This is a genomic window from Kitasatospora sp. NPDC057940 (assembly GCF_042887425.1).
GTDB lineage: Bacteria > Actinomycetota > Actinomycetes > Streptomycetales > Streptomycetaceae > Kitasatospora.
The window spans coordinates 77918-90527 of the sequence record NZ_JBHVPH010000013.1 but is presented as its reverse complement, the minus strand read 5'-3'; the positions used below and the strand labels follow the sequence as shown (position 1 = coordinate 90527).

At 76.8% G+C, this 12610-nt stretch carries 11 protein-coding genes; 4 read left to right on the top strand and 7 right to left on the bottom strand.

All coding sequences use genetic code 11. From position 1 onward, the window contains the following. Positions 1-303 precede the first annotated feature (303 nt). The 4 genes from ACFVTF_RS20865 to ACFVTF_RS20850 all read right to left on the bottom strand — a co-directional run bounded on the left by ACFVTF_RS20865 (position 304) and on the right by ACFVTF_RS20850 (position 4241). Entirely contained in the window at positions 304-999 is a 696-nt protein-coding gene (locus tag ACFVTF_RS20865; RefSeq protein WP_387815380.1) for a fasciclin domain-containing protein, read from the bottom strand. Positions 1000-1073: 74 nt separating this feature from the next. Further along, positions 1074-2711: a molybdopterin-dependent oxidoreductase gene (locus tag ACFVTF_RS20860; protein ID WP_387815378.1), complete on the bottom strand. Its 1638-nt coding sequence runs from the start codon at positions 2709-2711 to the stop codon at positions 1074-1076. Between the two features lie 199 nt (positions 2712-2910). Next, on the bottom strand, positions 2911-3660 hold the full coding sequence (locus ACFVTF_RS20855) for an anti-sigma factor domain-containing protein (protein ID WP_387815376.1): 750 nt from the start codon (positions 3658-3660) through the stop codon (positions 2911-2913). Next, the gene (locus tag ACFVTF_RS20850; protein WP_387815374.1) at positions 3657-4241 is read right to left on the bottom strand and encodes a sigma-70 family RNA polymerase sigma factor; all 585 of its coding nucleotides are present in this window, start codon (positions 4239-4241) and stop codon (positions 3657-3659) included. Before ACFVTF_RS20850 ends, ACFVTF_RS20855 begins: the two co-directional genes overlap by 4 nt. A gap of 436 nt (positions 4242-4677) precedes the next feature. Here ACFVTF_RS20850 and ACFVTF_RS20845 point away from each other — a divergent pair, with 436 nt between their 5' ends. The 3 genes from ACFVTF_RS20845 (at position 4678) to ACFVTF_RS20835 (ending at position 8656) form a co-directional block, all read left to right on the top strand. Further along, positions 4678-6180, top strand: a complete 1503-nt coding sequence (locus ACFVTF_RS20845; RefSeq protein ID WP_387815372.1) for an SDR family oxidoreductase — start codon at positions 4678-4680, stop codon at positions 6178-6180. 95 nt (positions 6181-6275) lie between these two features. Further along, complete coding sequence (locus tag ACFVTF_RS20840) at positions 6276-7598, top strand: deoxyribodipyrimidine photo-lyase (protein ID WP_371515262.1); 1323 nt, start codon at positions 6276-6278, stop codon at positions 7596-7598. A gap of 230 nt (positions 7599-7828) precedes the next feature. Continuing rightward, the gene (locus tag ACFVTF_RS20835) at positions 7829-8656 is read left to right on the top strand and encodes an alpha/beta fold hydrolase (protein WP_387815369.1); all 828 of its coding nucleotides are present in this window, start codon (positions 7829-7831) and stop codon (positions 8654-8656) included. A 27-nt stretch (positions 8657-8683) separates the two neighbouring features. Here the strand turns inward: ACFVTF_RS20835 and ACFVTF_RS20830 are convergent, their stop codons facing one another. From ACFVTF_RS20830 to ACFVTF_RS20820, 3 genes are all read right to left on the bottom strand, one after another. Continuing rightward, on the bottom strand, positions 8684-9793 hold the full coding sequence (locus ACFVTF_RS20830) for a PP2C family protein-serine/threonine phosphatase (protein ID WP_387815367.1): 1110 nt from the start codon (positions 9791-9793) through the stop codon (positions 8684-8686). 146 nt (positions 9794-9939) lie between these two features. Continuing rightward, positions 9940-10746, bottom strand: a complete 807-nt coding sequence (locus ACFVTF_RS20825; protein WP_387815365.1) for a hypothetical protein — start codon at positions 10744-10746, stop codon at positions 9940-9942. A gap of 208 nt (positions 10747-10954) precedes the next feature. Continuing rightward, the gene (locus ACFVTF_RS20820) at positions 10955-11596 is read right to left on the bottom strand and encodes a TetR/AcrR family transcriptional regulator (RefSeq protein WP_387815363.1); all 642 of its coding nucleotides are present in this window, start codon (positions 11594-11596) and stop codon (positions 10955-10957) included. Positions 11597-11644: 48 nt separating this feature from the next. On the opposite strand from ACFVTF_RS20820, the gene ACFVTF_RS20815 reads away from it, so the two are divergent. Further along, positions 11645-12508 carry an alpha/beta fold hydrolase gene (locus ACFVTF_RS20815; RefSeq protein WP_387815361.1) on the top strand — a complete coding sequence of 288 codons (864 nt, stop codon included), beginning with the start codon at positions 11645-11647 and terminating at the stop codon, positions 12506-12508. Positions 12509-12610 lie beyond the last annotated feature (102 nt).

Sequence of the window (12610 nt, the reverse complement as noted above, 5' to 3'; positions counted from 1 at the left end):
CGTGGGGGGGGGGCGGGGGGGGGGGGGGGGGGGGGGGGGGGGGGGGGGGGGGGGCGGGGGCGGGGGGGGGGCGGCCCCCCCCCCCCCCCCCCCCGCGGCCGGAATCGTGGCGCCAGAGAAATATGCAGGTCGGTCTACATATTTCCTCCCTGCCGGGGGCCGCAACGCCGCAGCGCACAGGAAGTCGGCGGGGCCGACTTCCTGTGCACGGGCGGGCCTGCGGGGCGTGGGGAGGTGGGGGTGCGGCCCCCGGTTACCGGGGGGTTGTTCGCCGGGGGCCGCGGTTCATGGGCTGATGCCGGCTCAGGAGGCGGGCATCAGGACGGTGTCGACGATGTAGACGGTGGCGTTGGCGGTCTGGACGTCGCCGCACAGCACCTTGGCGGCGGAGTTGACGGTGAAGTCCGGGGCGGCGCCGGTCACGGTGAGGTCGTCGGAGGCCAGGGTCTTGTGCCCGCCGGCGAGTGCCGCCGGAGCCAGGCGCTGGGGGACGACGTGGTAGGTGAGGATCTTGGTGAGCTTGTCCTTGTCGGCGAGGACGGCGTCGAGGTCCTTCTTCGGGAGCTTGGCGAAGGCGTCGTTGGTGGGGGCGAAGACGGTGATGTTCTTCGCGGAGTTGAGGGTGTCCACCAGGCCGGCCTGCTTGACGGCGGTGACGAGGGTGGACAGCAGCGGGTTGTTGGAGGCGGCGGTGGCGACCGGGTCCTTGGCCATGCCGGTGAAGCTGCCCGCCCCGTCCTTGGGGACGGCCGCGCACGCGGTGCCGAACGGCTGCCCGGCCGTCACCTGCTCGGCGGCCTGGGCACCGGAAGCCGGGGCACCGGAAGCCTGGGCGCCGGAAGCCTGGGGCGCGGCGGCCGCGGTGGTGCTCTTGGCCGTGTCCGAGGACTTCGCCTCGCCGCCGCCACCGCTGCTGCTGCACGCGCTCAGGGCGGCGGCCAGCAGGCCGGCGGCGAGGACGGCGGCGAAGGGCTTGCGGACCAGGACGGTCGTGTTCATGGACGGATTCTCCTGTCAGGGGGCATCGGGCGGATCCCGGATGCCGAAGGGGTGGGGAGGTCGTGGGGGTGGGGTCAGGTGACGGTGACGACGACGCTGTGCCAGCCCGTCGCCCCCGAGGGGTAGGGGGGTGTGCGGGTGGCGGGCTGGACGGCCCCGGTGCCGTCGGTGGCGCGGGTTTCGAGGCGGTGGGTCCCGGGGGCGGCGCCGGTCCAGGTGTGGGTCCACTGGCGCCACAGGTCGGGCCCGGCGTCGGCGGCCAGTTCGGCCTGCCGCCAGGGCCCGCCGTCGACGCGCACCTCGACGGCGGCGATGCCGCGGTGGGTGGCCCAGGCGGTGCCGGCCACCGTCACGTCGCCGGGCGGCACGCGGGCGAACGGCGCGGGCACGTCGATCCGTGAGGCGGTGCGGACCTCGCCGGTGCGGTCCCAGCCGCGCTGCACCCAGTACGGGTCGCGGGCGGCGAAGGTGGTCACCTCCAGGTCGACGAGCCACTTGGTGGCCGAGGTGTAGCCGTAGAGGCCGGGCACCACCGTGCGGCAGGGGAAACCGTGCTCGACGGGCAGCGCCTCGCCGTTCATCGCCACCGCGAGCAGCGCCTGGCGCCCGTCGAGGAGCGTCTCGACCGGGGTGCCGATCGTCATGCCGTCCTGCGAGCGGCCGACGAGCTGCTCGGCGCCGGCGCGGACGCCGGCGCGGCGCAGCAGGGCGGGCAGCGAGGCGCCGAGCCAGCGGGTGGTGCCCGCGTAGGGGCCGCCGACCTCGTTGGAGACGCAGGACAGGGTGTGGTCCAGCTCCTCCAGCCCGAGGGCGAGCAGGTCGTCGAAGCCGATCAGCAGCGGGCGGTCGACCAGGCCGTGCAGCCGCAGCGACCAGGCGCGCGGGTCGATGCGCGGCAGGGTCAGGGCGGTGTCGACGCGGTAGAAGTCGGCGGTGGGGGTGATGAACGGGGGCAGGCCGGGGACCGTGGCGCCGACGGCGCGCGGCAGTGGCGGCGCCGGGCGCAGCGGCGGCGGCAGGCGGACGGCGGCGCGGGCCGCGCTGACGTCGCCGCGCCGGTCGGACAGGACGCGTCCGGCCGTGCCGAGGGCGGCGGCCGCGCCGATCGTGGCGCCGGCCGCCAGGACGCGCCGCCGCCCGGGCCCGGCCGGCCGGACCGGGCCCGAGCCGAGGGAAGGGCCAGGGGAAGGGCCAGGGGAAGGGCCAGGGGAAGGGTCGGGGGAGAGGGCGGGTCGGGTCAGCCACCACAGCACGGCGACCGCGCCGCCGGCCGCGGCGGCGGAGGGCATCAGGTCGGTGGGGACGGCCTGCGGGCGGGTCAGCGCGGCCCAGGCGCCGAGGCCGCCGAAGGCCGCGAACAGGGCGGCGGCCGCACCGCGACGGCGTCCGGCCAGCACGCCGAGGGCCGCGGCCGCGAGGCCCATGACGGTGTAGATCCCGCCCAGCAGGACCGCCTTGTCGCCGGTGCCGAACCGCTGGACCGCCCACGCCTTGACGGCGGTGGGCGCGAGGTCGATCGCCGCCGAGCCGATCGCCACCACCGGTGAGGCCTGGGGGCGGGTGAACGCCGCCGCCGCCTCACCGGCTCCCACGGCCGCGGCGGCCGCCGCCAGCCCGCACAGCGCCGCCACGGCCGGCCCGGCGGCACGGGTGCGTGCTCGGGGGAGGGCGCCCGGCGGGCTGCTGCTCGTCTCATCGGTCACGGTCCTCATTCGGCGGTCCGGCTCCACCGGATGGGTGCGAGTCCGGATACCCCCCGATCGGGTGACACCGCCCTGGCCGGGTGACACCGCCCGGTCAGGGGCGGGGGCCGCTCAAGGGGCGCCCGGGCACCCCTTGAGCGGCCCCCTCACCGTCTCCTGACCCCGGCCCGCACCGTCTCCTGACCCCGCCCCGGCCCGGCCGTCCCGCTCAGGTGAACGGGATCAGCAGGACCGGCGCCCCCGTGGGATGCGCGGAGCCGGCCGAGGGCTCCACCGTGACCCCGATGCCGCGCGCACCGTCCAGAGGGCCGTCCAGCAGGAACGCGCCGTCGCCCCGGGGCATCAGCCCCGCCGGGCGCATCGCGGCGCCGTCGTCGAACCACAGCTCGTACGCCGTGCCGTCCGCCGGGGCGGGCAGGCCGGAGGCCAGGAGGACGGCCCGGCCCCTGTCGTGCGACCAGACCACCGCCCCGCTGCCGGTGCCGCCGGCCGCCGGGCCGCTCGCCCGCCGGGCGTCGGGTGCCGTCAGCAGCCCGGTGACCTGGTCCTGGTGCCGCTGCAGCGCGGCGGCGAGGGCCCTGGCCCGGTCCGCCTCCCGGTGCTGCTGGACGGCCACGCCGCCGAGGGCGGCGGCCGCCGCCAGACAGGCCGCCAGCGCCAGCCGGGGCCAGCCGCGGGCGAGCCGCCCGGGGCGCCGGGCGCCGTCGGGCCCGGCCGCGGCGCGCGGGGCCTCCTGCCGGACGGTGTCCAGGGCGCCCATCACCCGCGACTTCAGTTCCCCGGGCACCGCGACGGCCTGCGCGGCGCCCAGCCTGGCCAGCGTCGCCGTGAACTCGGCCACCTCCCGGGCGCAGGCCGGACACTGCGCCAGGTGGCGTTCGAACTGCGCGCGCTCGTCCGCGTCGAGGGCGTGCGCGGCGTAGGCGCCGGTCAGCGTGTGCAGGTCGGCGCCGCTCATGCTCCCACTCCCAGGCAGTCGCGCAGCCGGATCAGCGCGTCGCGCATCCGGGTCTTGACGGTGCCCAGCGGCGTGCCGAGCAGTTCGGCGACCTGCGGGTAGGTGTACCCGCGGTAGTAGGCCAGCGTGATCGACTCCCGCTGCAGCTCGGTCAGCCCCTTCAGGCAGCGCCGCACCTGCTCGCGCTCCAGCCGCCCCTCGACCTGCTCGGCGACCTCGTCGAACGCCGGCGTGTGCGAGGCGGCGGCGGCCCGCCGGTCGCGGTCGGTGGCCGCCTGCGCCGCCCGCACCCGGTCCACGGCGCGGCGGTGGGCGATGGTCAGCACCCACGCCAGCACCTCCCCGCGCTCGGGCCGGTAGCGGGCGCAGGTGCGCCACACCTCCAGCATCACCTCCTGCGCGACCTCCTCGGACTGCGCCGGATCCCGCAGCACCCGGCGGACCAGCCCCAGTACCGGGCCCGCCACCGCGTCGTACAGCCGACCGAACGCCTCCCGGTCGCCGAGCGCGGTCCTGCTCAGCAGCTCCTTGAGGTCGGTGCCCGGACGCCCCGGCCCGGACAGGTGGACGACCGTGCTCATCCGGCCACCTCGTGCTCGCAACACACGGGCGACGGCCCCGGCCAGTGGACGGTGGGCATGGCACGACCTCCAGGGAATCCCGGCCGGGCGGACACCCGGCCGGGCCGACGGAACACGGCGACGTCAGGCGTTCGAAGCCGCCCCCGGCGCGGATTGCCCGCCAAGGACACCGGATTCCCGGCCCCCGCGCACACACGGCTCCCGGCCCCCGCGCACACACGGCTCCCGGCCTCCTGCACGCACGGCTCCCGGCCCCGCGCCCGCCCCGGCTTCCCCGCCCCCGCGCGCACGCCCGGGCGCCCGCAGGAGACCCCTGGAAGACTCGAATCCCGGCCCCGTCCAATCCCCGGCCGCGTCCGCTCCGAACACTCCGGCAGCGCCCCCCGCGCCTGGCGGGGCACGGGGGGCGCACCCGCCCGCACGAGAGGAGCCGCAGGTGGACGAGCCGACCCGGACGCGCCCGCACTGCCTGGTCACCGGCGCCACCGGCTACATCGGCGGGCGCCTGGTGCCCGAACTGCTCGCCGCCGGGTACCGGGTGCGCTGCCTGGTCCGCGACCCGCTCCGGCTGCGGGACCAGCCCTGGCGGGCCGACGTGGAGGCCGTCACCGGCGACGTCACCCGCCCCGAGACCCTGCCCGCGGCCTTCGACGGCATCGACGCCGCCTACTACCTGGTCCACTCCCTGGGCACCGGGCCCGGCTTCGAGGCCCGGGACCGGCAGGCCGCCGAGGCCTTCGCCGAGGCGGCCGCCGCCGCCGGCACCCGGCGCATCGTCTACCTCGGCGGACTGCTGCCCGCCGGGGTCCCCGAACCGCACCTGTCGGCCCACCTGCGCTCGCGCGCCGAAGTGGGCCGCGCCCTGCGCACGGGCGGCGTCCCCACCGCCGAACTGCGGGCCGCGGTGATCATCGGCTCCGGCTCGGCCTCCTTCGAGATGCTGCGCCACCTGACCGAACGGCTCCCGGCGATGGTCACCCCCCGCTGGGTCGACACCCGCATCCAGCCGATCGCCGTACGCGACGTGCTGCGCTACCTGGTCGGCGCCGCCGCCCTGCCCCCCGAGGTCGACCGCACCTTCGACATCGGCGGGCCCGACGTGCTCACCTACCGGCTGATGATGCGCCACTACGCCGAGGTCGCCGACCTGCCCCGGCGCCTGATCGTGCCGGTGCCGGTGCTCTCCCCGCGCCTGTCCAGCCACTGGGTGGGCCTGGTCACCCCCGTACCGGGCTCGCTCGCCCGCCCGCTGGTGGAGTCGCTGCGCCACGAGGTGGTGTGCCGCGAACACGACATCGCCCGCTGGATCCCCGACCCGCCCGAGGGCCTGACCGGCTTCGACCGGGCCGTGGAACTGGCCCTGCGGCGCATCCGCGACGCCCAGGTCTCCACCCGCTGGTCCTCCGCCTCCCTGCCCGGCGCGCCCAGCGACCCGCTGCCCACCGACCCCGACTGGGCCGGCGGCAGCCTCTACCAGGACCTGCGCCGGCGCCGGGTGGCCGCCGACCCGGCCGCGCTGTGGCGGGTGGTGGAGGGCGTCGGCGGCGAGAACGGCTGGTACTCCCTGCCGCTGGCCTGGGCCCTGCGCGGACGCCTGGACCGCCTGGCCGGCGGCGTCGGCCTGCGCCGCGGCCGCCGCGACCGCCACCGGCTGCGGGTCGGCGACGCGCTCGACTTCTGGCGGGTCGAGGAGATCGAACCCGGACGCCTGCTGCGGCTGCGCGCCGAGATGCGCCTGCCGGGCCTGGCCTGGCTCGAACTGCGCGTGACCCCCGACGGCGACGGCGGCGCGCTCTACCAGCAGCGGGCGCTGTTCCACCCGCACGGACTGGCCGGCCACCTCTACTGGTGGTCGGTGGCGCCCTTCCACGCCCTGGTGTTCGGCGCCATGGCCCGCAACATCACCGAACGCGCCCGACCCGCCCGACCCGCCGCCTGACACCCCCACCCCGCACCCCCCACCCGCGTCCGCCGCCCGCCGCTCGACACCCGACACCCGCACCCGCACCCGTACTCCACCGCACGAGGCCTCCGATGAGCACCGCCGTCGTCCTGTTCACCCAGGACCTGCGCCTGCACGACAACCCCGCCCTGCACGCCGCCCGCACCCGCGCCGACCAGGTCGTCCCCCTGTTCGTCCTCGACCCGGCCATCGCCCGGGCCGGCTTCGCCGCCCCCAACCGGCAGGCCTTCCTCGCCGAGAGCCTCGCCGACCTCGACCGGGCGCTGCGCGCCGCCGGCTCCCGCCTGGTCCTGCGCCACGGCGACCCCGCCGAACAGGCCGCCCGCCTGGCCGCCGAGTGCGCAGCCGACACCGTCCACACCAACGCCGGCGTCTCCGCCTTCGCCACCCGCCGCGAACACGCCCTGCGCCGCGCCCTCGGCGAGCGCCTGCACCTGCACGACGCCGCGCTCACCATCGTCCCCGCCGGCCTCGTCACCCCGGCCGGGCGCGACCACTACGCCGTCTTCACCCCCTACCACCGCGCCTGGCAGCAGGCCCCCCGGCGCACCGTCCTGCCCGCCCCGCGCACCCTCGCCACCCCCGACGGCCCCGCGAGCGCCCCGCTGCCCGCCGCCCCCGCCGGCACCTCCCCGGGCCGCGCCCCCGGCGGCGAGAGCGCCGCCCGCCGCCGCCTGCGCGCCTGGAACCCGGACGACTACGAGCAGTTGCACGACGACCTCGCCGCCGACGCCACCTCCCGCCTCTCGCCGTACCTGCACTTCGGCTGCCTGTCCGCCACCGAACTCGCCCACCGCGCCGGGAAGTCCGACACCCCCGGCGCGGCCGCGCTGGTGCGCCAGCTCGCCTGGCGCGACTTCCACCACCAGGTCCTCGCGGCCCGCCCCGACGCCGCCCACGCCGACTACCGCCCCCGCCCCGTCCGCTGGTACGACGACGAACGCGAGCTCCAGGCCTGGCGCGAGGGCCGCACCGGCTACCCGATCGTCGACGCCGGCCTGCGCCAACTCGCCCACGAGGGCTGGATGCACAACCGGGCCCGCCTGCTCACCGCCTCCTTCCTCACCAAGAGCCTGCGCCACCACTGGCGCCCCGGCGCCGCCCACTTCCTCGCCCTGCTCGTCGACGGCGACCTCGCCAACAACCAGCTCAACTGGCAGTGGGCCGCCGGCACCGGCACCGACACCCGCCCCAACCGCGTCCTCAACCCGCTGCGCCAGGCCGACCGCTACGACCCCGACGGCGCCTACGTGCGCCGCTGGGTCCCCGAGCTCGCCCACCTGCCGGCCCGCGACGTCCACCGCCCCTGGGAGCTCGCCGAGCCCCCGGCCGGCTACCCGGCGCCGCTGCTGCCCCCCGACGCCCTCGGCACCCGCATGCGCGAGAGCGGCTGAACCGCCCTCACCCGGAACTCACCCGCCCTCGCCCGGCCTCACCCGGAACTCGCCCGCCCTCACCCGAACGGCGTAGCGCCGCGTCCGCTCCCGCCCGGGCCCCGGCCGCCGCGGGATGCGGGCCCCACCCGCCTCCCGTTGGATGAAACCCGCGGCCCGGCAGGCCGCCCCCGGCAGGTCACCCCGGCAGGCCGCCCTACCCCCGGCGCACCACCCGAAGGAGCAGGAGCATGCCCATCTCCAGGACCCGCGACGGCGTCGAGATCTTCTACCAGGACTGGGGCAGCGGGCGCCCCGTCGTGTTCATCCACGGCTGGCCGCTCAACGGCGACGCCTGGCAGGACCAGCTGAAGGCCGTCGCGGACGCCGGCCTGCGGGCCATCGCCCACGACCGGCGCGGCCACGGCCGTTCCGCCCCGGTCTACGGCGGCTACGACTTCGACACCTTCGCCGACGACCTCGACAGCCTGCTCACCGGGCTCGACCTGCGCGACGTCACCCTGGTGGCCCACTCCATGGGCGGCGGCGAGCTCGCCCGCTACATCGGCCGCCACGGCACCGGGCGGCTCCGCTCCGCCGTCCTGCTGTCGGCGATCACCCCGTCCATGCTCCAGGGCCCCGACAACCCGCACGGCGTGCCCGGCACCGTCTTCGACGACATCAAGGCCGGCATCCTCACCGAGCGCTCCCAGTTCTGGCAGGACACCTCCGTCAACTTCTTCTCCGCCGACCGCCCCGGCTCCCGCGCCACCCAGGGCAACCGGGACGCGTTCTGGTTCATGGCGATGCACCAGACCATCGAGGGCGGCGTCGACTGCGTGGACGCCTTCGGCTACACCGACTTCCACGAGGACCTGGCCAGGTTCGACATCCCCACCCTGATCGTGCACGGCGACGACGACCGGATCGTCCCCGTCGAGGCGACCGCCCGCCGGGCCGCCCGGATCATCCCCGGCGCCGTCCTGAAGGTGTACGAGAACGGCTCGCACGGCATCGCGATGGTCCCCGGCGACAAGGAGCGCTTCAACGCCGACCTGCTGGAGTTCCTCAAGCAGTGAGGACACCTCAGGGGAACCCCGGCAGTCTCAGGGCGCGCGGCGCAGGGACAGCGCCGTGACGTCGTCGCGGCTGCGGCCCCCGCTCCAGCGGCGGGCCTCGCGGTCCAGGGCCTCGGGCAGCAGGGAGGCGGGGGCGGCGGCGAGGGCGGCCAGGCCCCGCTCGACGGGGTAGAACGCGCCGGTGGCGTCCTGGGCCTCGGTGATCCCGTCGGTGAGCAGCACCAGCACGCCGTCCTCGGGCAGCGCGAACCACCGGACGGTGCGCACCTCGTCGGCCAGCTCCGCCAGCCCGAGCGGCACCCCGGCCGGCAGCGGCACGGCCTCGACCCGGCCGTCGTGCAGCAGGTAGGGGGCGAGGTGGCCGCAGTTGACGGCCTGCACATCCGCGCCGCGCTCCACGCCCAGCACGGTCGCGGTGACGAAGCGCTCGCTCTCGCCGCCCTGCACCGCGTACGCGTTGTGCCGTTCCACCGCCGCCTCCAGGGCGTCCGCGACGCCGGTCAGCGCCGGCTCCCGGAAGGCCGCCTCCCGGAAGGCGCTCAGCACCGCGAAGCCCGCGCCGATCGCCGGCAGGCCCTTGCCCTGCACGTCGCCCACCAGCACCCGGGTGCCGTACGGGGTGTCGGCGACGTCGTACAGGTCGCCGCCGACCAGGGTGTCCTCCTCCACCGGCCGGTACAGCCCGTACAGCCGGACGTCGGGGGTGAGCACCGGCAGCGGGCGCAGCAGCTGGCGTTGCAGGGCGACGGCGGTCTGCCGCATCCGGAACAGCTCCCGCTCGCGCCGCACCCGGCGCGCGCACAACCCGACCACGGCCGCCTCGGCGCCGACCACCCCCACCAGGGTGCCCACCCGGGCGGCCAGCGAGGACGGCGGGAACAGCACCGTGCTGACCGCCACCACCCCGGCCACCCACACCGAGGCCGCGACCGTCTGCGCGACGGTGCCCAGCCCCGCCAGCAGGGCCGGCAGGAACACCAGCAGCAGCACCAGCCGGGCGCTGGTGCCGCTCGCCACCTGGGCGAGCAGCACCACCGCGGTGGAGGCCAGCACCCCCAGCACCACCGCCCGGTTGCCCGGCGCCCGCATCTCCCCGCCGTCCCGCTCCCCGCTCCCGTCCCCGTCCGCGCCGCCCACCCCGCCGTCCTCTCCGCCGCCTCGCCGTCCCCCCAGGCATACCGGCGGCCCCACCCGGCCGCCAGCGCAGCCCGCCCGGACGGGCGAGCGCCCGCCCGGGAGCGCCCGCCCGTGCCCCGGCGGTCAGGCTGCCCGCGGCCCGGCCGTCAGGCGCAGGTGCTGTCCGCGCAGAGCTGCCACGGCTCCCAGGAGACGAACCGGTCCGCCTCGGTGGTCCGCCAGGAGCGGTCGCGGTTCCACTCGCGGACGGTCACCCGCAGCCGCCCGTCCGGCAGTTGGACGATCGAGGACGGCGCGCCCAGGCCCGCGTTGGGGTCCGGAAGCCGGGGCAGCCGGCGCACCGGGCCCCAGGAGTCCCGGGCGTCGCCGTCCTGGCTGCGCACCTGCATGGCCGCGTTCGTGTCGGCGCCGGAGGCGAAGACGTGCAGCCGGCCGTCGCGTTCCCTGAAGAGCGTGAGCCCGCCGTGGTAGGGCGGCGGTGACAGCTCGAAGTTCTCGGTCGGGGTCCAGGAGCCGCCGGGCGCGGGCAGGACGGTGTGGCAGAAGCCGCCGTAGGAGGCGAAGAACACCTCCAGGGCGCCGACGCTGTTCTCGACGGCGCTCACCTGGTACAGCTTCGGGCCCACGGGGGTGGCGCTGACGCGCTCCCAGCCGCCGTAGGCGCCACCGGGCGCGTCCTGGGAGCGGTGCCAGACGAAGGGCAGGAGGGAGGCCGCCGAACTGTCGTAGAACTGCTGGAACTGTTCGGTCCGCCCGTCGGAGCGCGGCGTCTCCAGCAGGGTGTTCGGGAGGGCGGTACTGGCCAGGCCCTGGGCGGTCGCGTCGGCCCCGCACCCGGCGGCGACGCCCGGCGCGGGGGCGGTGCCCGCCGTCGTCGTGGCCCACGCGGTCGTTCCCGCGAAGGCCACGACCAGCACACCCGACAGCACGGCTTGCGGAAGTCTCCTGTACACGGTCGGTGAACCTCCCCATTCGGTAACGGAAAAGGAGTGCCCGGCAGGGGAGTTGGCCGCTTTCGCCGGCCCCTCGCGCGGGACCGGCACATTCTCGTGCACCGGCGCCGGGGCGGACAGGGCGCCTGCGGGGCGGCCGGACGGGATCCGGCCGAACGGCGGACCGCCCCGGCGGCGGGGGAAGGCCGGCCGGTCCGGGGGCGACAGGTCAGGGGGTCGGCAGGTCCGGGGCGGCGTCACCGCGGGGGCGGCCGCGGAACAGCTCGTCCAGGTGGTGGGTGAGGATCGCCAGCGCGGCGTCGCCGGTGCGCTGGCCGCCGAGCACGCTGGAGCCGAGGCCGTTGACCATGGCCAGCAGCCCGGCGGCGGTCATCTCCGGGTCCCTGGCGGGGTCGACCTGCCCGTCCTGCTGGGCCGCGCGGACCTGCTTGGCGAGGAAGCCCTCCAGCAGGTCGGGCTGGGGCGTCCCGTGCTTCTCCACCAGCGCGGGATCGCTGAGCACCAGCGTGTAGTACGCGGCGTAGGTGCGGGTGATCCGGCGGCTCTCCGGGTCGGTGGGCAGGATGCTGGACAGGACCGCGGTCACCAGGCCGCGCGGCGTGGGCGGGGTGGCGGCCGCGGTGATCCACGCCGCCATGCGGGCCTGGAGCTGGGCGCCGAGCCGCTCCAGCGCGTCCAGCAGCAGCCCCTCCTTGGTCGTGAAGTAGTACTGCACCAGCCGCAGGGAGACGCCCGCCTCGGTGGCGACCGCCCGCATGCTGGCCGCCTGCAGCCCCTGGGTGTCGGCGATGCGCAGCAGTGCCTCGGCGATCTGCCGCCGGCGTTCCTCGTGATCGACCCGCGCGTTCATGAACGACCTCCCTGGTACACCCGTATCATGCCGTGATACACATGTATCATGCGAATCAGCCAGTTCAAGAACGACCAGGCCGGGGACCGGTTTCGCGCCGCCTACGAGCGGGCCCTGACGGAACTGTGGCCCGGGCCGCGGGCGGCACTGGACCTCCCGACCGCGTTCGGGACCACCCGCGTCTACCGCACCGGCCCGCAGCACGGCGAGCCGATCGTGCTGCTGCCCGGCTCGGGCGGAAACGCGCTGATGTGGCACCGCTACATCGACACGCTGGCCCGCCACCGCCCGGTCATCGCCGTCGACACGGTCGGCGAACCGGGCGCGAGCGTGCAGAGCGCCCCGATCGCCGACGGCCGGGACGCGGCCGCCTGGCTGGACGAACTCCTGACCGCGCTGGAGGTGACGGACGCCCAGGTCGTCGGCTGCTCCTACGGCGGCTGGCTGGCGCTCCACCACCAGATCCACCACCCCGGGCGGGTCGCCTCCCTCACCCTGGTGGACCCGGCCGGCTTCGCCGACATCGGCGCCCGCTTCTACGCCTGGGTGATCGCCGGCGGCCTCGCCGCCACCGCGCCGCGAGCGCTGCGCCCCCGGCTGGCCCGCCTGGTCGGCAACAGCGCCATCCTGGAGACCGAACTGATGGCCCTGATGCGCGCGTCGATGGGCTTCCGCCGCGCGCTCCCGGTGCCCCCGGTCCTGTCCGACGAGGAACTGCGCCGCCTGGACGTCCCCGCACTGTTCCTGCTCGGGGAGCGCAGCGCCATGCACGACGCGCACGCGGTCGCCGAGCGCCTCGGCCGCCTCGCGCCCTCGGCCCGGACGGAGGTCGTGCCCGGCGCCGGCCACGCCCTGCCGACCGACCGGCCGGACCTGGTGGCCGAGCGCATCCTCGACCCCGCCGGGCGGTAGCGCCACCGGCCGGGCCTCGGGGGCTCCCGCCGTACGGGCCCGGGCCCGCACGGCGGGGGAGGGGCGGAACGGGCCTGGTCCGGGCGGTGCCGGACGGGGGTA

What these genes read in the sequence shown, in the direction of transcription:
- ACFVTF_RS20815 (WP_387815361.1), top strand. Translation starts at nt 11,645, where the DNA reads ATGCGAATCAGCCAGTTCAAGAACGACCAGGCCGGGGACCGGTTTCGC.
- ACFVTF_RS20855 (WP_387815376.1), bottom strand. Translation starts at nt 3,660, where the DNA reads ATGAGCGGCGCCGACCTGCACACGCTGACCGGCGCCTACGCCGCGCAC.
- ACFVTF_RS20865 (WP_387815380.1), bottom strand. Translation starts at nt 999, where the DNA reads ATGAACACGACCGTCCTGGTCCGCAAGCCCTTCGCCGCCGTCCTCGCC.
- ACFVTF_RS20850 (WP_387815374.1), bottom strand. Translation starts at nt 4,241, where the DNA reads ATGAGCACGGTCGTCCACCTGTCCGGGCCGGGGCGTCCGGGCACCGAC.
- ACFVTF_RS20860 (WP_387815378.1), bottom strand. Translation starts at nt 2,711, where the DNA reads ATGAGGACCGTGACCGATGAGACGAGCAGCAGCCCGCCGGGCGCCCTC.
- ACFVTF_RS20835 (WP_387815369.1), top strand. Translation starts at nt 7,829, where the DNA reads ATGCCCATCTCCAGGACCCGCGACGGCGTCGAGATCTTCTACCAGGAC.
- ACFVTF_RS20840 (WP_371515262.1), top strand. Translation starts at nt 6,276, where the DNA reads ATGAGCACCGCCGTCGTCCTGTTCACCCAGGACCTGCGCCTGCACGAC.
- ACFVTF_RS20820 (WP_387815363.1), bottom strand. Translation starts at nt 11,596, where the DNA reads ATGAACGCGCGGGTCGATCACGAGGAACGCCGGCGGCAGATCGCCGAG.